The following is a 20,342-nucleotide window of genomic DNA, read 5'->3' as shown; positions in this document are numbered from 1 at the left end:
AACCCCTGTTACCGCCGTGAAAGGGCGGTGTCCTAGGCCTCTAGACGAAGGGGACCCGGACATATTAATTTGAACCTAACGTTCCCGTTTAACATCTACGGCCTCATATGCACTCTTCTAAATAACGAATTGTGCCTTGGGTGTATTAATTTAAACTTTCGTTTCTGCTTAATAAGGCAGTAAATTGGTGGAGCTACACGGGATCGAACCGTGGACCTCTTGCATGCCATGCAAGCGCTCTCCCAGCTGAGCTATAGCCCCAAATTTTTGTCAACACAGCTAACTTTAGCAGTATATGTATCAGCAGAAATTTAGATTTTGTTCTTACCAAACAACACGTTAGTTATTTGCTAGGAACCAATATTTGGTATCCCCTAGGGGATTCGAACCCCTGTTACCGCCGTGAAAGGGCGGTGTCCTAGGCCTCTAGACGAAGGGGACCCGGACATATTAATTTGAGCTTTTCGCTAGAAAAGGTTCCCGTTTAACATCTACGGTAAGTTTGGTGGAGCTACACGGGATCGAACCGTGGACCTCTTGCATGCCATGCAAGCGCTCTCCCAGCTGAGCTATAACCCCAAACCTATCGAACTACATTTAAGTGCACTGCAAGCATTTGCTCGACTGTGTCTCAACTGCGTGGCGCATTCTATGCAGCGCACCTAAAAGTGTCAACTCGTTTTTTTAGGAATTTATTCTATCTGCTACAAATTCAATCGCTTTGGATATTCTTTGCTCAGAACGGCTTCTTCCAATTAAAAATAGTGTGATATCTAGGCCTGGAGACTGCCCTGCCCCTGTTACTGCAACACGTAAAGGCATACCGACCTTACCCATACCCACATCTAATTCAGTCGCAGTATCTTCAATTGCCTGATGAATAGCTTCAGCTGTCCACTCAGTTAATGCCGATAATTTCTGTTGCACCAGTTGCAATGGCTCTAACGCAACACCGCGTAAATGCTTTTTCGCCTGTGCTTCATCAAACTCAGCAAAGTCTTCATAGAAATAGCGGCTAGATGCAGCTAACTCTTTTAGAGTCTTAGCGCGCTCAGCTAATGCAGTGACCACTTCTGCTAATGCTGGGCCATTTGACAGATCAATTTTTTGATCGTCCATGTGCCATTGTAAGTGTGTTGACACATATTCTGGATCTAGGCTCTTTATATAGTGTTGGTTCAACCACACCAGTTTATCGGTATTAAAAGCAGAAGCGGCTTTGTTGATGTCACTCAACTTAAAGAATTGCTTCATTTCTTCTAATGAGAAAATCTCTTGGTCGCCATGTGACCAACCTAAACGCACTAAATAGTTCAGCAGTGCTTCTGGTAAATAGCCATCGTCACGGTACTGCATTACGCTAACAGCGCCATGGCGCTTGGACAACTTAGCGCCGTCATCACCTAGAATCATAGATACGTGTGCATATTCTGGGATCGGCGCCCCTAATGCTTTAAGAATGTTGATTTGACGCGGGGTATTGTTGATATGATCTTCACCACGCACCACACAAGTGATCCCCATATCCCAATCATCAACCACCACACAGAAGTTATAGGTTGGCACGCCGTCGGTACGGGCGATGATCAAGTCATCTAATGCATCGTTAGAAAATTCAATCCGACCACGAACATGATCATCAAATACCACTGAACCACCGATTGGATTTTTAAAACGCACTACAAATGGTTCATCAGTCTCGCGAGCGGGTAAGTCGCGACAGCAACCATCATACTTTTGTGCTTCACCGTTAGCGGCCTGTGATTCTCTTAGGGCATCGATTCGCTCACGTGAACAGTAACATTTATACGCTGTGCCCTTTTCTAACATTTGAGCAATGATTTCGTTATAACGGTCAAAACGCTTGGTTTGGTAATATGGGCCCTCGTCCCATGTCAAACCTAGCCAGTTCATGCCTTCTAAAATCGCATCGCAAGCGGCTTGAGTCGAACGCTCAATATCAGTGTCTTCAATACGTAATACAAACTCACCGTTATTGGCACGGGCTTGTAACCAAGAATAAAGTGCAGTACGGGCACCACCAACATGCAAGAAACCGGTAGGACTAGGGGCAAAACGCGTCTTAGTTGTCATAATGGGACACTAACCTATATAAAGTCGTCTAGATAAAGACAATCACGATAAAAAAGTGGGCTTATTCTAACAGTCAAAGCAGGCGCTGCAAATGGGACAAGCTTCACAGTATCACTTATCTGGTTAAATCGTGTCGCGAATCCCTCCCTTTTATAGGGAAGCCAATATAAAGCGATATATAAAGGTGGCACTATTGCTATCACCACCATTGATTAATGCTAACACTTGAGATGATTTTTCAGGCTTTATATTCCAACCCCTAAATCTCTACACCTATATTCCTTCGACTATAAATATCTGCGCCATCGAACACGCGCATCTATACACTATCAATGCACTCATACTATTTAGTACGCTAATTTTTATAAATCACTCACTTCCTCAGCACTTTTACCACAAAAAAGTCCGGTGAATGGGATGAGTTCAACTCGTATTTAATCGCGAGCGCCCAAATTGCATACCATTGACTGGCGAATTAAATAACACTTTGATCGGCGGCATGATTAGCATTAAGCCAATGTGGACAAAAATAGCGCGACCAATGCTTTTTTCACTAAAAAGCGTTGACACTAGATCGAACCTCCCTATAATACGGCTCCACACAGCGAGGTCGATTAGCTCAGCTGGGAGAGCACCTCCCTTACAAGGAGGGGGTCACTGGTTCGAGCCCAGTATCGACCACCATATTTTCTACAAAGAAATTATGGCATACAAAACGTTATATCCCAGGTCGCTTAGCTCAGCTGGGAGAGCACCTCCCTTACAAGGAGGGGGTCACTGGTTCGAGCCCAGTAGCGACCACCATATAACTTAATGTATTAATGTGTAAAAGTCATTCCCAGGTCGCTTAGCTCAGCTGGGAGAGCACCTCCCTTACAAGGAGGGGGTCACTGGTTCGAGCCCAGTAGCGACCACCATTCTTTAGTGAAGAATGACTTAAAAAATGTGTAATTTAAGAATGCCCAGGTCGCTTAGCTCAGCTGGGAGAGCACCTCCCTTACAAGGAGGGGGTCACTGGTTCGAGCCCAGTAGCGACCACCATATTCTGCAATACACACGTTATATCCCAGGTCGCTTAGCTCAGCTGGGAGAGCACCTCCCTTACAAGGAGGGGGTCACTGGTTCGAGCCCAGTAGCGACCACCATATATCTCCCCCAATAAACTTTACCCACGCGCTTACTCAACTATGCTTGATCTCAATCAGCGAGTGATAAATTGTGCTGTTCGGCATTTTATATTTCGTTAAATATTAAGCACTATCGACACTCAGCCTGATTTCATTCTGCTTTAGCATTTTTGGAGATCTACATTATGGCCAGCGTCAGTCAATCCGCTTCTCTTGCCAATATCGCCACTTATTTAAAGCATACCCACGCCTGCGATGAGCAAACGGCTCTAAAAGAAGCGCGGGAAGTCATGCATAATCTCGTCAACATGCGCCAAAAAGGCTTTATTACCGGTTGGTACTTTGATGAACAAGGCCATTTAGCCTTGTTACCTAGCGATGCTATCCTTAAACGTATTCTTTTAGAGGATGACTAACAGCATCAAATGAATTGTGTCTTGATTGACTACGATAGCTATCGACTTAACCTCCATAGACTTCACATCTCACCTACACTTCTCCTCCTAAAGCAGCCCACCACAATATTTGTCGTTATATCGCATAATTTTACGGCTTTTTTTGATCTCAAAATAACTAAGTTTGTTTAATTTATCTGCAACGACAAGAGCCGTCAATTTGGGGCCGATCTTCACTATGGGTGGGTTTCCACCCAAACACAAAATCACTGTGAGCGAGATCTCACCCACCAAACTAAAAGTGTGACAAACATCAAATGAACTACACTTTAGTAACCAAACACTTACAGAAGCCAGTGTAAGTTGGCGTGGTATTTGCCTTTAGTAAGACAGACCTCAGGGAAATCAAGGCTGTATTCCTACTCAAACTTGGTAACAAACTAACCAAGACTGAGGACAAATCCTAACAACAGAAAAAGGAACTCAAGATGATATTGAATCAACAAACTGGATTGACCCGTCCACTCAAAACCTTAGTCAAAATGCTCGCTGTTGCCTCCGTATTTGCGACCAGTTTTAACGTATTTGCAGAACCGATTGAAATTAAGTTTTCACACGTAGTGGCAGAAAACACACCTAAAGGCCAAATGGCACTTAAATTTAAAGAACTCGTTGAACAACGTTTACCAGGTGAATACAAAGTCAGTGTATTTCCTAGCTCACAGTTATTTGGGGATAACAACGAACTAGCGGCACTGCTGTTAAACGACGTACAATTTGTCGCGCCTTCACTCTCAAAGTTTGAGCGTTACACTAAACGTCTACAAATATTCGATTTACCTTTCCTATTCAATGATATGGATGCCGTGAACCGTTTCCAACAAGGTGAAGCTGGTCAAACATTACTGAACTCCATGAGCCGTAAAGGGATTGTCGGTCTGGGTTATTTACACAATGGTATGAAACAGTTCTCATCTAACACACCACTTAAAAATCCTGCTGATGCAAAAGGCTTGAAATTCCGCGTTATGGCATCTGATGTTCTAGCAGCCCAGTTTGATGCTGTTGGTGCAATCCCTGTGAAAAAACCGTTCTCTGAAGTATTTACCCTACTTCAAACCCGCGCTATCGATGGTCAAGAAAACACTTGGTCAAATACTTATTCACAAAAGTTCTATGAAGTGCAAAGCCAAATCACTGAAAGTAATCACGGTGTTCTCGACTATATGGTCGTGACCTCTGACACTTTCTGGAAAGGTCTACCTGCTGACAAACGTAAGATCATCAAAGAAGCTTTAGACGAATCTATCGCATTAGGTAACAAGATTGCCGCTGAAAAAGACAATGAAGACAAACAGTTAATCCTTGATTCTAAACGTTCACAGTTAGTAACTCTGTCTCCTGCTGAACGTCAAAAATGGGTTGAGGTAATGAAACCTGTTTGGGCTAAGTTTGAAGATCAAATCGGTAAAGATGTGATTGATGCTGCTGTAGCTGCAAATAAATAATAATGATAATAGCCGCTTAAGCTCAACCGAGCTTAGGCGGCCATTTCAGCGAGGGGATTATGGCTGTGATATCGCGAATATTTGGTTATATTGAAGAAGGTGTGCTCAATTTATTGATCACTCTGATGACGCTGCTAGTGTTTTCAGAAGTCGTCGCTCGCTTCTTCTTCAACACGGGTTTTCTTTGGATCCAAGAACTTACATTAACCTTTTGCGGTTGGTTTGTGTTATTTGGTATGTCCTATGGGGTTAAAGTCGGTGCCCATATTGGTGTCGATGCGTTTGTTAAAAATTTAGCGCCAAAGGCTAAAAAGATAGTATCTCTTATTACTGCCTTTGTTTGTATCGTCTATTGCGGACTCTTTTTAAAAGGCAGTTGGGATTACTTAAGCCAGATGTATCAAATCGGTTTGCCTATGGAAGACATTCATTTCCCACAATTTATATTAAAAAGCCTTGATCCAGATTTTGCTTGGAACACTTTAAAAATCGATATTGAAGACGGCGCAATACCGATTTGGTTATCTCAAAGTATTTTAATCATTGGCTTTTTTATGTTGACTTGGCGTTTCGTCGAACTTTTTATCGCCATTCTGCGTGACCAAGTCTCAGGCTTCCAATTTGCCGATGAAGCGAAAGAAAGTATGCATTTAATCGATGAGAGCGCTAAAAACGCTAAAGTAGATCCAGTCTCTGACCAAAAGGAGGCTAAATAATGGCTATTGCAACCCTATTTACCGCCCTATTCGTATGTATGTTTCTCGGTATGCCTATCGCTATCGCATTAGGTTTTTCCAGCATGCTGACGATTTTATTGTTCTCGAATGACTCCTTAGCTTCAGTTGCACTCAAGCTGTATGAGTCTTCATCTGAGCATTACACTTTACTCGCTATCCCCTTCTTTATTCTATCATCCGCCTTCCTATCAACGGGTGGTGTTGCTAGACGGATTATCGATTTTGCCATGGACAGTATTGGACATGTCCGTGGTGGATTAGCAATGGCATCCGTTATGGCATGTATGCTGTTTGCTGCAGTTTCTGGATCATCTCCTGCGACTGTTGCGGCAATTGGTTCTATCGTCATAGTCGGCATGGTAAAAGCAGGTTATCCCGAAAAATTTGCTGCAGGCGTGATCACGACCTCTGGCACTCTCGGGATTTTGATCCCACCTTCAATCGTCATGTTAGTGTATGCCGCAGCAACTGAAGTGTCGGCTGCAAAAATGTTTATGGCAGGCTTAATCCCAGGTTTAATGATGGGATTTATATTGATGATCGTCATTTATATCGTTGCCCGCTTTAAAAACTTGCCCTCACGCCCTTTTCCTGGCGTTAAACAACTGGGGATTTCAAGTGCCAAGGCAATGGGTGGATTAGCACTCATCTTTATCGTATTAGGCTCTATCTATGGTGGCGTCGCTAGCCCAACCGAAGCATCAGCTGTGGCTTGTGTATATGCTTACCTTATTGCGGTATTTGGCTACCGTGATATCGGGCCATTAAAAGACGTGGCATGGCGTAATCAAGGTGAAAACTTAGCCAAAGCAACTGCGCGTAACTTAGGCCATATGTTCTTAGGACTGATTAAAACGCCTATAGACAAAGACATACGTCATGTTGTGCGCGATGGTGCCAAGGTCAGTATCATGCTGCTGTTTATCATAGCTAACGCTATGCTATTTGCACATGTATTAACCACAGAACGTATCCCTCACATTATTGCTGAGTATATTGTTAGCATGGGTTTACCCGCCTGGGGATTCCTGATCATCGTTAACTTACTGTTGCTTGCTGCCGGTAACTTTATGGAGCCATCGGCGATTGTACTCATTATGGCGCCAATTCTGTTCCCTATTGCAACGCAATTAGGCATAGATCCTATCCACTTAGGTATCATCATGGTCGTGAACATGGAGATCGGTATGCTAACGCCGCCGGTGGGACTCAATCTCTTTGTCACCGCGGGGATCACGGGGCGCAGTATTGGTTGGGTGATTCAGTCGGTTCTGCCTTGGTTACTCGTGATGCTAGCCTTCTTAGCCCTGATTACTTACGTACCACAGATTTCACTCTTCTTACCTGAATGGTTGGATTCGATGCGTGGATATTAGTCTGCAATTCAAGGTTGTGAGATTACCCCTTGATTACAGATAGATTTTAAGCGAGCCTAGTCAGGCTCGCTTTGTTTTATTATGCGCAGTATCAGTTATTGATCCCGTTGCTTTATCAGGATAACCACCATGTTGCCCATGACGCCTAAGGCCAAGAAACGCCTCTTTCTGACCGTTGTGTTACTTGCAGGCCTATTTGCAACCCTCAAACTGACCTACTGGGTGCATTTGCATCAAGGTAAAATCGAGATCCAAAAGCAATCGGAGAAACAACTAAAGGAATTAGTCAGTTTTCTCGATGGTGCACTATCGCGCTACGAAAGTATTCCCCACGTGCTCTCGACTAACCCAATGCTCGCCAATGTCCTGAACGACCAGCAGAATCCTGATAAAGTCCAAGAGCTTAATTTATATCTCGAAGAAATTCAGCATGTCACCGAAGCATCCGATATCTATCTGATTGATGCCTTAGGTATCGCCATTGCCGCCAGTAACTGGCAACAAAGTTTTTCCTTTATTGGCAAGGACTACTCCTTTAGACCCTATTACACAGATGCTATCTCGGGCAATCTAGGCCGTTATTACGCAGTGGGTACCAGCTCAGATAAGCGCGGATTTTATTTCTCTTACCCTATTTATCAACAAGGTGGTAAAGGCATACTTGGGGCCATCATAGTCAAAGTTAACATTGCCGACATAGAGCAACAAAGTACCAGTATCGCAATTGCGGGGCAGTATCAGTTCCTTATCAGTGATCCTGAAGATATCGTCTTTATTTCCAGTATCGATGAATGGCGGTTAAAGTCATTAACCCCGCTTACCCAAGCCAAGCAATATGCCCTTAATGCCTCTAAACGCTATGCAGAACGTCCCATAGGAGAGTTGTTGATGAAGCCGCCCTATGAAAGTGGTAGTCAAGCTATGCTCTACCAACTGCAAACGGGTACAGACCATGAACAATACATGGACATCCACCAATCAATGGCTAAGGCAGGCTGGCGAGTACACATCTTAGCGCCAATCAAACCTTTACTGACCTCTTTGCCCGCGCTGATGTTACTGTCAGCCAGTATTTATCTTTTGCTGGCACTCAGCATCCTATTTAACGCCGAGCGCCGTCGCAATCTACACCGAATGCAACTAGCACAAAGCCTGTTAGAACAGCGAGTTGAAGAACGTACTCAGGACTTACAACAGGCTAACAATCAGCTCAAAGATACTCAAGATGAACTGATCCAAGCGGCAAAACTGACAGTGATCGGAAGTTTATCCGCCAGTATTAACCATGAACTCAATCAACCACTCGCGGCACTTCGCAGCTATGCCCAAAATACCCAAACTTTTCTCGCCCGTGATATGCAAGATAAGGCACTGGATAATATCAAGATTATTATTGAACTTACCGACAGATTAGCCGATATTGTTGGGCAATTTAAAAGCTTTACCCGCAAGAGCCAAGGCGCTGATAGCGCAACCGATATTGGCCGCTGTATCAAGCAAGCCCTGACCATAGTTCAACCTGCAATTGATAAACAGGGTGTTGAACTCGATGTGCAATTACCCAACGGCAACTATCAGGTTTGGGGCGATAAGGTTAGATTACAACAAGTGTTTGTCAACATTATGAGCAACGCCATTGTCGCTATGCAACAATCGGTTAAACGCCAATTGATTATCCGCGTGACCAGTGAGGATAAGTTTTGCATCAGTATCCAAGATTCAGGCCCGGGTGTACGTGAAAGCCAAATGGAGAAAATCTTCGAACCCTACTTTACCACCAACGAACGGCACGGACTGGGGCTAGGCTTATCGATTTCACAACGTATTATCGAATCCATGCAAGGCCAAATTAACGTTGCCAATGCCGAAGAGGGTGGCGCTATTTTCCAGATTATTTTACCTATTTACTTGCTCGAGGAACGTTAGTTTTATGAGTGTGCCCAATTCAATTCAAGATTATTCTGTTCTCATCATCGACGATGAGCCGCACATAGGCACAGTTCTCGTTCAACTATTTGAACTGGAGGGCATTAAGGCGCTCGCCACCACAGAACCCAAAGGTATCGCTAAGTTGCTGCATAAAGATTGGGCGGGAATGGTGATATCGGATGTCAACATGCCACAATTAGACGGCATCAGCTTAATGCAACAAATCCGTCTGCAAGATCCCGATCTCCCCGTCGTGCTACTCACTGGTTTTGGTGATATAGCCATGGCAGTCAATGCGTTAAAACAAGGCGCCTACGACTTCCTCGAAAAACCCTTTAATAACGAACATATACTCGATGTAGTTAAACGCGCCTTAGAAAAACGCAGTCTGACCTTAGAGAACCGCAAGCTTAAAAAGGATCTCGAAAGCCAAAGCGTACCGGGCCCTCGTATTTTGGGCAACAGTGTCGGCATCAACCGTATGCGCCACATCATAACGCAAGTGATAGATACGCCTGCGGATGTGTTAATTGAAGGCGAAACCGGTACAGGTAAAGAACTTGTCGCCCGCTATTTACACGACCACAGCAGCCGCAGCCAAGCCAACTTTGTCGCCATCAACTGTGGTGCAATCCCCGAAAACCTGATTGAAAGTGAGCTCTTTGGCGCCGAAGCGGGGGCCTTTACTGGCGTCGATAAGATGCGCATTGGTAAGTTTGAATACGCCAACGGCGGTACATTATTTTTAGATGAAATTGAAAGTACGCCACTGTCGCTGCAAGTAAAACTGCTGCGGGTACTTGAAGACCGTAAGGTTGAACGCTTAGGGTCAAACAAAAGCATCAGCCTTGATATACGGGTAATCGCCGCCACTAAAGTAGATTTAAAGAGCCTGTGTGACACTGGGGAATTCCGCCAAGACTTGTTGTATCGCTTAAATCTGGTGACTGTGCCCATCCCTCCCTTGAGAGATCGCCGTGAAGATATTCCGTTACTCTTTTTACACTTTGCCCGCGTCGCATCGGCACGCTATCACAAAGCGCTTATCGCCTTAAATGCGGAGCAAAACGCGATACTTACTTCCCACGACTGGCCAGGCAATGTGCGTGAGTTACGTAATCTCGCTGAACGCTTTGTGCTACTGGGCGGAGAAGCCGCCTTTGCTGGCACGTTAGGCAATACTCCAAGCCTGCACTCGAGTATGTCCCTGCTACAAAGGGTAGAGTTTTTTGAACGGGTACTGATTGAAGAAGCACTTAGCCACAACAAGGGCAGTATTAAGCAGACCATGGAGCAGCTAGAACTGCCCCGCAAAACCCTCTACGACAAAATGCGTAAATACGATTTAGACCGCAAACAATACATTAATTCCGATGACTAAAGGGCATATTTAAGCTTTAGACCAACGCCCGTTTGACATGAGTTTGATGGTAATGCAAACGGGTGATTGCTAAGGCAATCAAGGCTAATAAGGTTAACGATCCCATCACCACACCGCGCCACTGCGCCTCATGCCAAAACATCATCAAATAAGGGCCGCCAATCGCAGCACCTAAGTAATAACAACATAAATAGAGTGACGTCGCCTTAGCTCGATCACGACTGGCCCGCATTGCAACAAAGGAATTACAGCAACTGTGGGTAAGGAAGAACCCACAGGCGGTCATTAAAAAACCTAAGCTAATGGTCAAAGTGGTATCAAACAGGGTCAGTAAACTGCCGAGCAACATCACGCACCAAGACCATTGATATAATTTATGTTGACCAAATTTGGCGAGCCATTTCGCAGTGAAATACGACGCAATAGTCCCGCTGGAATAACACAGAAAAATCAAGGTGGCTTGGAAACGACTCCATTCATAGGGTGGAGCCATCAAATGCAGTTGAATAAAGCTAAATTGATTCACCATCATCATAAAGGTCAAGCCGCCAATCGCGTAGACCAAACGCATTTGCGCATCGGTCAGATGATGACTAAAGCCATGAAGATCTTGCGCTAAACGGGCGCGTTTTGATAAGGAAGGCTCAGTGTTACTGGGTGACATCGACTGCGCATCGGCAAGTGAAGGCAGCAAATAGTTCACTAAAGCCACCCCCGCTAACGTCACTAGAAACAGCAACCACATAGATTCTTGCCAAGATAAAAACTGCGACATTAAACCACCGAGCAGACGTCCAACAATCCCGCCAATACTGTTCGCCATAATATAAATGCCTGCGGCTTTCAGCATAGTGCTTGGTGATAATTGCTCCTTAAAGTACGCCATGGCAATCGCAGGTACGGCAGCGAGTAATGCACCTTGTAGCAATCGTACTAGCACTAATCCATTAAAATCCGGCGCCCAGATTAATAGTAAGTTAGACAATGCCAATAACCACAAGCTGACAATGATTGGAGTGTGTCGACCGATACGATCTGACAGTACCGCATACAAGAGCAATGAAAAGGCTAAGGAAAAACTGGTTACCGACAGGATTAACGTCGCTTTAGAGCCTGATACCGCAAAATGTTCCGCAATCAGCGGCAACATGCCTTGCATTAAATACAAGTTGATATAGACCACCACTGAAGCGACGCAGAGCGCCCACATCAATCGGGTGTCACGCTGTTTATTGTCAATCATAGTATCTAATACGGCTTGCACGGGAGCCTCAACCAAGTATCACTCATAGGATAGACAAAGATTATCACTGGGCATAACATAACAATAATAGATAATATCTATCGTAATCATTGATTTTTGTTATAGAAATAGCGCACCAAAAGTACACTTCTTGCCACTGATAAAATAGTACGAGCCCGATTAATGGATATTCGCCAACTCAAACATTTAGATGCCCTTGCCAATACCGGCAGCTTTACCGCCGCAGCCAAGAAACTGAATATGGCTCAGCCCGCGTTAAGCCAAAGTATCAAGCGCTTAGAGGTCGCACTCGGCGTCACCTTAGTCAATCGTACGAGCAACAAGAATGATAAACTGCTCACACTCACGGCCGAAGGTTTAGTCCTGCATCAACATGCCACTTTGATCCTGAAACAGGTTAAACAGGCCGAAGCGCAAATCCGCGCCATGGCCAATCTCACCTCGGGAGAGGTCCGCATTGCCGTGCCGGGCATGCTGGGTTCTTTCTATCTCCCCTCGCGCTTAATGGCTTTTCGGCATAAATACCCCGAATTGAAACTATCACTGTTTGAAGGCGGGACACGGGATGCACTGCGCATGTTGCAACAGGAAGAAGTGGATATTGCGATCATTACCGCCCAAGACCTACAGCCCGAATTTGATAGTCAGCTGTTGATCCGTGAGCAAATGGTGATCGCCATGGGTGCCGAACACCCTTTAGCGGAACATAGCGCTGTGAGTCTACATGACTTTTTCGACCATGAATTAGTGATGTTCAAAACAGGTTATTTCCACCGAGAGTGGATACTCTCTCAAGCCAAAGAATTAGGCAAAAAGCCCAATATTGCCTTCGAGACCAATTTGATTAATCTGATTAAACAGATTGTTTCCCAAGGATTTGGGATCACCAGTGTACTTGAGATGGCGATAAGCTCAAAAGATGACATTTTAGCCAAACCCTTCGATCCACCGGTATTTTTAAACCTCCATATTGCATGGAAAAAGCAGCGCCCCGTCAGCCAAGCAGACCGCGCATTTGTCGATTTTTTAATGTCAAATCGCTAACACAAACCAGCAAATACAAAAAGGGCTGATATCAATATCAGCCCTTCTCTCTTACCATTAAACCTTCCGATTTTACTCTGAGGGTTTAGCCTTGTTTACGACGACCAAAAGCAAAAGGTAGCAACAACAAGCTTAACCAACCTAAGGCACCACCATCATCTTTCTTGGCTGGTGTTTCAGTCACAGATACAGACACAACACTTGAATCTTTATTGCCGTGGTTATCAGATACTGTCAGTTGGAATGAAACAGTCTGAGCAGAGCCACTCACGTTTGGTGCAACGAGATTAAGCTTGGCCGCATTAGCGTCAAAGTTAAAGCTGGTGCCCCCTAACTGAGTCCATTTGTAGGTCAAAGGATCATTGTTGGCATCCGACGACTTGCTCGCATCGATGAACAAAGGTTTACCTTCTTGGACAGTGGCAGGAGCTTCAATCACAGCGACTGGCGCCACTTCTGGAACATCAAATTGATACTCCTGCTTCAAGATTTCAGCCGAGTCGTTATTCACTTTGTTGGTCAATGCCACTATGTTGCCTTGACTCGCCTTACGTGGCACTAAGTCAAATGTGACATCTAATGCCGCAGCAGCAGAGGCCATTTCGATAGTCCAAGTGATCTTATTGCCCACTTGCGCACCTTGATGGCTAATATTAGCCACTTCATGACCTTCAGGTAATAACGCCTCTAGGGTGTAAACACGGGTTTCTTGCGTTTTGTTCGCTTCAATACGTGTCTTCATCACTTTAGCGGTGCCAGGTGTTAATTCACCAGAAACAGTACTGCCTAGAGGAGGTAATACGTCATCACTAACGCGCTCAAATACGACCGGAATTTTAACAGGTGCGACTTTGTCATCAGTGGTGGTCAGCGTCAGCATAGCTATGCCAGCATCTCCCACTAGCATCGCTTGTTTCCATGCTAAGTTGACATTGAAATCTTTATGATCACCCGTAAGATTTGCAGTTAAGTTATCACCCGCTTCATCATATAAGGTTACTTGTTTCAAACTAAAGGCATCATCCGCATCGGCTGCAGATGCCTGATAGTTTTGTACAACGACAATATACTCACCCTTCACTGGGTTCTTAATGGATACACTTTCCTTTGAACCGCCAAACGCAGAAGATGCCGCGATAGAAAGCTTGCTACCGTCTTTCTTATCGAGTATCACAAACATGTCTAAGTCAGGAGAGGTTGTATTACCGATTGATGCATTGAAATATAAAGCTTTATCTTCAACATTAAAGCTAAATACTTTTACGCCATCGGCCAAATCATCAAATGCACTATCGGTATTTGAATCCTGTTTCACACTTGATTCATAAGTAGCGCTTAATTTAAGTGCAGTCACTGTCGCCGCAACACCGGGTAGATCAATCGCTTTCAAGTGCGCCAAATTACGTTCATCTGCATCACGTGAGGCTGAAACATTAACCAAAGCAGGTAAATCGCGTTTAGCTATCTTAGCTACGATCGGCATATTAGCCGTTGGGAAAGTATCGGACGTTAATACTAAGTTACCAAAGCCCCAACTTGCACCGACGTCAGTCACATCCGCAGTCACTGTAATCGTTTGGCTTTCACCTTTTTTGAGATTAAAGCTTTCTGGCGTCACAGTTAACGCGAATTTATCCGTTGCGGAAACGCCTTTTGCAGTCCAGCTACCATCAGCCGTTGCAGTAACAGTACGTGTCCAAGTACAAGTATCGATACAACGTGAATCAGCCATGCTTGGAATGTTTAGCTTACGTGGATCGCCACCTGTCGAAGGATTAGCAATCTCGTAGTTTAAGGCACTTTCATCCATCACTAAGCCCGTTTTTGCCGCTAAATCAACACGAATACGACCGGCTCCTACGTCAAACGGATCAGCAACGGTTTTACCATCGGCTTTTTTCATGGCTTGGGCTGTCGTTGACGTCATCATTAGCGCAGAACGAATGTTGTCTGGCGTCCAATCCTTATGTAGCGATTTAAGTAACGCACCAGCACCGGCAACGTGAGGACTCGCCATTGAAGTACCTGACATCAAAGTGAAATCGGCAGGATCTGTACCTGTTTCATCATGGCCAAACTGTTGGTCGGAATAAGCAGCGTAGATGTCACTGCCCGGTGCAGCAACATAGGGTACGAGTACATCGTTAGTCAGATTAGGTCCAATCAATGAACTGGCAGATAAAACATCCGCTTCTTTACTGGCAACTTTAGGGGTTGGAGACAGCGTGATTTCAAGAGCAGGATTTGCCGCCATAGCAGCAATCAATTCTAAGCCATCAATATCACCAATAAATACCGCTGGAATATTCAATTTATCCAGCCCCGACATAGTCAGACGCGCATTATTTTCACCATCTCTATTGAAAACAATCACACCCTTAGCGCCAGCGGCCATTGCTGCGGCCACTTTGATATCGAATGAGCAAACACCGCGTCTTAAAACGGCGATCTTGTCTTTAAAGGCATCTGCTGGGAACGGTTTACAGGCTTCAAAATTGGTCGCATCGATTGCGCCAGCATAAAGGGGAACACCTTTGAGCACTTCAGTTTGAACCGGACCAGAACCAGCAGTGTAATGATAGTTTTTACCATTAAATTCCACGGCGCGTACTATGTCACGGTTATGAGTCGAGTTAGCGACCGAAGTATACCAAGGTGCATTTTTAGGCGTAGAGTAAGGTGTTTGATTAATCGCAGGGCTCGTGCTTGTCGCGGCACGTGTGTTACCCGCAGCCACTGCAGCAAAAATCCCTGCATTACGCGCGGCTAAAAAGCCTTGTTCCGTCGCACTATTCCACGGGTTTCCACCGCCACTGATAGAAAAGTTAAGCACATCGACGCCATCTTTAATCGCATCATCTAAGGCTTTTAAAATCGGTGCACTTGGACACCCTGAATAAGTGTCGCCCGCATTACCCGGATTACAAATTTGATAAGCTATGATGTTTGCATGTGGTGCAACACCTGAGATTTGTTTAAATTCAAGGCCTGTCGCAATGCCATCGCTTTCTAACTTACCTGTTTCACCTTGCACATAAGGCACATTCACTAGGATGTTACCTGCTGCGGTACTCGCAACGTGAGTACCATGCCCACCGTAATCCTCACCATTTTTAGCTGGAGGGGTGTCACCAAACACTTTTGCATCGTCGTAGTTATTTGTTATCTCAGAGTAACTGCGAACTCCAATCAACTTGTCATTACACATGCTCGCGAAATCAGTTTTACAATCACCAATATAGATGCCTTGACCTAATGGGTTTGTGTGGTCATAGCCATCTTGGCCAACATCAGCGAAAGAAGCATGATCTGAGTTAATACCTGAGTCGATAATACCGACGATCACGCCTTCCCCCATGGCTTTCGTGCCCGTCGCGCTGCCATCCCATACATTAGGAGAACCGATAAGCGCTTGACTGACGTCGGTTTCCATTTGCTCCATGCGCTCGCGCTCAACAAACGCAACCTCAGGTAACTCAGCCATTTTCTTCGCTTGAGCTTGAGTCATGCGAACCGCCATACCGTTTAACGCATACTGATATGTCGTTAATGGTTGCAGATTAGTGCCAACAGCCGCACTCGCGTTAGCTAAAAATCGGTTCTGTTTTACTTTCAAATAACTAACATAACTTTTGACTTCAGCTTTAGAAGCATCAAGTTTACCGTTCACAGCAACTTTTGAAGTACCGTTTACCTGCACTCTTTGTGAACTAGTCGCTTTCAATCCTGGAATAGTTCCTTGGTAATTAGCAACCGAACTATCGCGTAAACGAACGATATAAGTATATTCACCCTCACCTAAATCTGCTTCAGGTACAAACTTAACCTCAGCTCCGGCAGCGTTACCGCGTAATGAAGTGACTTGTAATTCACTTGGAATATCTAACTGCAAGGTTTCACCCGTAGGTGATAATACGGTTTGTGCATTTGCCGCCGACGATAACAGTGCCATAGACACTGCAAGTGCTATTTTAGTTTTCATTGTGACTTCCCTAATTCTTATAAGTTGTATGATTTATAAAACTCAGGTTTGGGTGGCATGAAAACGCTGCGACAACCAAAAACATCACCCGTAACTGACATTTTTTATGAATAACCATTCAATTTACTGTGATGATGATCACTGAGTTTTATCGCGACAATTTGTAACACGCGATGATACAAATTAAAACAGTAAATTAACAGAACGTAATTCAGTAAATGACGAACAAGCTCATACCTTGTTAAAATAAATCCATAGAACCTTTATCAGACTATTTTATGTCCCAACGATAAGTCGTAGTATAAAAATCGATAAAAACAAATAATAAACATTAAATCAAATAGTTAAACTAAACCTTTAAGTGTCAACTCAAAAATAGCCTTAGGTTAAACAGAATAAACCCCCGTAAATAAATATTCTTTTTTATAAATATCATTAGTTACAAAATAAACACAAAAGACCCTAGATAAAACAACAAAGAATCAAAAACTAAACATTAAATTAACAAATTGTATGCATTTTGTATTTGTATAATATTTTACAAAATGATACCCCTTATAAAAATTAACTAACTTATGCATTAATATTCTTAATCCTGTATGGAGCAAATTAATACTTAATCTCACATTTACAGCATAGCAAGCGGATTATTGACCACAAAAAAGCCCTTTCAATATCGAATTGAAAGGGCTAAATCTTCATCAATATAAAAACAATATTATTGCAGTTATGGCCAGTGGTTAATTCGCCATCACCGCCTTCATTAACACTTCTGTCGTGAACTTATCATTATTGATAACAGGGAACCTGTCATAGGTTTGGAAGATCACTTGGTCTTGAAACTTGATCATCGCCACTACGCCATATTGGATACTTTTATCGATCGATTTAGCGGGCAATGTAAATTTAAATGGCACAGGTGCTCTGGCGATATTGAAGGTTTTTTGTGCGACGATGACACCTGGAGTATTCAAATCAATAATGGCAATAATTATTTGGCAGCCTTGAGGTAATGGGATCTTCTCTAGATAGCCAGCTGCGCCATTGATGATAATCGGTTGATCAGGTGTTACAGTCACGCAGCCATTGAGCAAGACAGCCATGAGAGAGAACAATATAAACGATTTTATTTTCAGATACATACTAACGTCCTTTTACCATGCGTATCAGGCCTTCTTGGGTAGAAGAAGCCACTAACTCGCCTTGTTGATTGAAAAACTGCCCTCTGACGTAACCTCTGCCACCGCTAGCATTAGGGCTATCGATACTGTAAAGCAACCACTCTCCCATATTAATCGGGCGATGGAACCACATCGCGTGGTCGATCGTCGCCATTCGGACCCCAGGACTTAAGAAGGATACACCGTGGGGCTGAGCTGCCGTGACTAAAAAGTTAAAGTCTGAGGCATAGGCGAGTAAATATTCATGGATATGGGCATCATTTGGCATAGGACCATTAGCCCTCATCCAAACATAACGGTACGGCTCGGTTTCTTTAGGCGCAAAAGGGTGCAGTGGATTGACCAATCGCATCTCAATTGGCGCATCGGCCATAAACTTTTCAAGTATGCTCGGCGGTACTTTATCCCGCATCGTCAGCGCCAATTCCTGCTGATTCAACAAACCTTCAGGTCCGGGTACTTGCGGCATAGCGGCTTGATGACTAAAACCTTCCTCAGGTTCTTGGAAGGAGCAGGTCATATGAAAAATCGGCCGACCTTTTTGAATAGCACTAACCCGACGAGCGCTAAAACTACCGCCATCACGCATATTTTCTACTTCATAAACAATCGGCAACTTCTCGTCACCTGCACGTAAAAAGTAGGAGTGTAATGAATGGATCTTACGCTCAGCAGCTACTGTCTGTTTTGCGGCGCTCAGTGCTTGGCCCATCACTTGACCACCAAACACATGCCCAAAACCCAGATCTTGGCTTTGACCACGAAAGAGGCCAATTTCAATTTGCTCAAGGGAAAGTAATGATAAAAGATCGTCTAATACCTGACTCATGGGATCCTACGGCGTAATTAGCAATTAATCTTAAAGGGTAACTCAGTTAGCCTTAAGCTGACCAGTCTTCTATCGATGATTCACAATCAAATCATCACTCAACGATGAGGAATTAAACGAGGCACGTTGGAGTATCTGTGTTATTTATTGTGCTTAGCATTTACGGCTTTATTGAGCCACTTACTGCATTTAAATCGCTATAGATGCAGGCTTAGTTCAAATACAAGCATGATGAATCAATCGATTTTAATGTGATGTTCTAGCGCACTTAACTTAGACCAAGACAAAACCTTATCCTCTCCACAGGAGTGCAAAGTCACGGGGAAGGATTGGTGTAACTGTGGCCACTGCTGCGCGAGGTTATCTGGCGTAAAAAGACCTTCATTAAAATACATAGGCTGAAACTCGACAAACATGCCGTGGCTAACACTGCCCGCTCCGGCGAGTAGATGTTGACCATTTGGCGCCTGTTCACTCACCAAGAAAGCCGTAGTAGCAGTTAATGATTCAAAGGAAAATAGCGGCTGAATCGCACTCGCTAAATGTTTGGCCGTCATCGCGGTTACGGCCTGAGGGCATAAACTATTGACTCGAATATTATGAATTTCACCTTCTAATGATAAGCTATTCACCATGCCGACCAGCGCCATCTTGCTCGCACTAAAACCAACTTGGTGCAAGTCACCGAACAAGGCCGAGGCTCCCGTTGTCATCATTATCCGGCCAAAATGCTGTTGTTGCATATAAGGCCAAACAGCTTGAGTGAGATAAAAGCTGCCATTGAGATCGACATCCAATTGCCGTTGCCACTGCTCAAGTTTAATGTGCTCAAAGGGACAAGCACCATAAACGCCCGCGTTATTAATCAAGATATCAATGCGATGCCAGCGTAGGATAACCTCTTCAATCATGCTATTCACTTCATTTCGCTGACTCACATCAAGCACAAAATAAATGCAATCTCCACCGAGTTTAATAATGCTGCAATAGGTCTGCATTAATTCTAAGTTAGCTTGGCTCGTCTGAGCGCCGTCGGTGGAAATTGACTCATAAGACGATAACGGCTGGTCGACGAGTATCACTTTTGCCCCCCGTTCAGCCAACATGATGGCATACGCTCGACCTAACCCAGCCGCAGCCCCAGTGACTAATGCCACCTTATTGTCAAAACGCATCCAAATATGTCCTTATCGGCATTGTTGTAGCGGCAAAAAATAACGAGCATAGGGTAACAACCACCTATGCTATCGACTAAACAGAGTATTTAGCGTTACGCCTATGTCATGGACAGCACAAAGCCTCCATTAACATTAACTATGGAAACACAGACTTTTTTGATTTTCTTTGAACTTAACGACAAATCTCATCCTGCATCAGTGAACATATGTGCGCCAATTCAAACTCTGTTAAATGCGTTTATTAGATAGTGCTCACTTTCGTGTTAAATCTTGTTATGCTATGCGCTAATTGAGCCCTTGCTCGGTACCATTCCCAT

General features: G+C 44.2%; 13 protein-coding genes and 8 tRNA genes. 12 read left to right on the top strand and 9 right to left on the bottom strand.

The genetic code is table 11. From position 1 onward, the window contains the following. Nucleotides 1–185 precede the first annotated feature (185 nt). The 4 genes from AAA952_RS18045 to gltX all read right to left on the bottom strand — a co-directional run bounded on the left by AAA952_RS18045 (nucleotide 186) and on the right by gltX (nucleotide 2,094). Nucleotides 186–261, bottom strand: a tRNA-Ala gene (locus tag AAA952_RS18045). 104 nt (nucleotides 262–365) lie between these two features. Then, nucleotides 366–441 (bottom strand) — tRNA-Glu (locus AAA952_RS18040). A 62-nt stretch (nucleotides 442–503) separates the two neighbouring features. Further along, a tRNA-Ala gene (locus AAA952_RS18035) sits at nucleotides 504–579 on the bottom strand. Nucleotides 580–684: 105 nt separating this feature from the next. Further along, nucleotides 685–2,094, bottom strand: coding sequence for a glutamate--tRNA ligase (gene gltX / locus AAA952_RS18030; protein WP_113941005.1), 1,410 nt, complete (start codon nucleotides 2,092–2,094; stop codon nucleotides 685–687). Between the two features lie 608 nt (nucleotides 2,095–2,702). On the opposite strand from gltX, the gene AAA952_RS18025 reads away from it, so the two are divergent. The 11 genes from AAA952_RS18025 (at nucleotide 2,703) to AAA952_RS17975 (ending at nucleotide 10,547) form a co-directional block, all read left to right on the top strand. Continuing rightward, a tRNA-Val gene (locus AAA952_RS18025) sits at nucleotides 2,703–2,778 on the top strand. Nucleotides 2,779–2,822: 44 nt separating this feature from the next. Then, nucleotides 2,823–2,898, top strand: a tRNA-Val gene (locus tag AAA952_RS18020). Nucleotides 2,899–2,935: 37 nt separating this feature from the next. Further along, nucleotides 2,936–3,011, top strand: a tRNA-Val gene (locus AAA952_RS18015). Nucleotides 3,012–3,059: 48 nt separating this feature from the next. Then, a tRNA-Val gene (locus AAA952_RS18010) sits at nucleotides 3,060–3,135 on the top strand. A gap of 28 nt (nucleotides 3,136–3,163) precedes the next feature. Continuing rightward, a tRNA-Val gene (locus AAA952_RS18005) sits at nucleotides 3,164–3,239 on the top strand. 167 nt (nucleotides 3,240–3,406) lie between these two features. Beyond that, the gene (locus AAA952_RS18000; protein ID WP_338258744.1) at nucleotides 3,407–3,637 is read left to right on the top strand and encodes a hypothetical protein; all 231 of its coding nucleotides are present in this window, start codon (nucleotides 3,407–3,409) and stop codon (nucleotides 3,635–3,637) included. Nucleotides 3,638–4,104: 467 nt separating this feature from the next. Beyond that, nucleotides 4,105–5,124 (top strand): TRAP transporter substrate-binding protein, encoded by a 1,020-nt coding sequence (locus tag AAA952_RS17995; protein ID WP_113941003.1) that lies wholly within the window; start codon nucleotides 4,105–4,107, stop codon nucleotides 5,122–5,124. Nucleotides 5,125–5,183: 59 nt separating this feature from the next. Further along, complete coding sequence (locus AAA952_RS17990; RefSeq protein ID WP_173497702.1) at nucleotides 5,184–5,840, top strand: TRAP transporter small permease; 657 nt, start codon at nucleotides 5,184–5,186, stop codon at nucleotides 5,838–5,840. Next, nucleotides 5,840–7,237: a TRAP transporter large permease gene (locus AAA952_RS17985; RefSeq protein WP_028761090.1), complete on the top strand. Its 1,398-nt coding sequence runs from the start codon at nucleotides 5,840–5,842 to the stop codon at nucleotides 7,235–7,237. The genes AAA952_RS17990 and AAA952_RS17985 overlap by 1 nt, the downstream gene beginning before the upstream one ends. Before the next feature lie 129 nt (nucleotides 7,238–7,366). Next, on the top strand, nucleotides 7,367–9,163 hold the full coding sequence (locus AAA952_RS17980; RefSeq protein WP_263178000.1) for a sensor histidine kinase: 1,797 nt from the start codon (nucleotides 7,367–7,369) through the stop codon (nucleotides 9,161–9,163). Between the two features lie 4 nt (nucleotides 9,164–9,167). After that, nucleotides 9,168–10,547, top strand: coding sequence for a sigma-54-dependent transcriptional regulator (locus AAA952_RS17975; RefSeq protein WP_173497699.1), 1,380 nt, complete (start codon nucleotides 9,168–9,170; stop codon nucleotides 10,545–10,547). 16 nt (nucleotides 10,548–10,563) lie between these two features. Here AAA952_RS17975 and AAA952_RS17970 read toward each other — a convergent pair whose 3' ends face one another. Beyond that, nucleotides 10,564–11,811, bottom strand: a complete 1,248-nt coding sequence (locus AAA952_RS17970; RefSeq protein ID WP_219234031.1) for an MFS transporter — start codon at nucleotides 11,809–11,811, stop codon at nucleotides 10,564–10,566. Between the two features lie 162 nt (nucleotides 11,812–11,973). Here AAA952_RS17970 and AAA952_RS17965 point away from each other — a divergent pair, with 162 nt between their 5' ends. Continuing rightward, nucleotides 11,974–12,855 (top strand): LysR family transcriptional regulator, encoded by an 882-nt coding sequence (locus tag AAA952_RS17965; protein WP_263176939.1) that lies wholly within the window; start codon nucleotides 11,974–11,976, stop codon nucleotides 12,853–12,855. A gap of 85 nt (nucleotides 12,856–12,940) precedes the next feature. Here AAA952_RS17965 and AAA952_RS17960 read toward each other — a convergent pair whose 3' ends face one another. The 4 genes from AAA952_RS17960 to AAA952_RS17945 form a co-directional block, all read right to left on the bottom strand. Then, the gene (locus tag AAA952_RS17960; RefSeq protein ID WP_338258743.1) at nucleotides 12,941–16,837 is read right to left on the bottom strand and encodes a S8 family serine peptidase; all 3,897 of its coding nucleotides are present in this window, start codon (nucleotides 16,835–16,837) and stop codon (nucleotides 12,941–12,943) included. A 740-nt stretch (nucleotides 16,838–17,577) separates the two neighbouring features. Beyond that, nucleotides 17,578–17,979: a YbaY family lipoprotein gene (locus tag AAA952_RS17955; protein WP_028761096.1), complete on the bottom strand. Its 402-nt coding sequence runs from the start codon at nucleotides 17,977–17,979 to the stop codon at nucleotides 17,578–17,580. Between the two features lies 1 nt (nucleotide 17,980). After that, nucleotides 17,981–18,847, bottom strand: a complete 867-nt coding sequence (tesB, locus tag AAA952_RS17950; RefSeq protein WP_028761097.1) for an acyl-CoA thioesterase II — start codon at nucleotides 18,845–18,847, stop codon at nucleotides 17,981–17,983. 236 nt (nucleotides 18,848–19,083) lie between these two features. Next, a complete protein-coding gene (locus AAA952_RS17945; RefSeq protein WP_173243966.1) occupies nucleotides 19,084–20,022 on the bottom strand; it encodes an SDR family NAD(P)-dependent oxidoreductase in 939 nt (312 codons plus the stop codon). Nucleotides 20,023–20,342: the final 320 nt, after the last annotated feature.

The sequence above is a fragment of the Shewanella sp. M-Br genome (assembly GCF_036245925.1).
Lineage (GTDB): Bacteria > Pseudomonadota > Gammaproteobacteria > Enterobacterales > Shewanellaceae > Shewanella > Shewanella oncorhynchi.
This window is presented reverse-complemented; position numbering and strand designations above follow the sequence as displayed.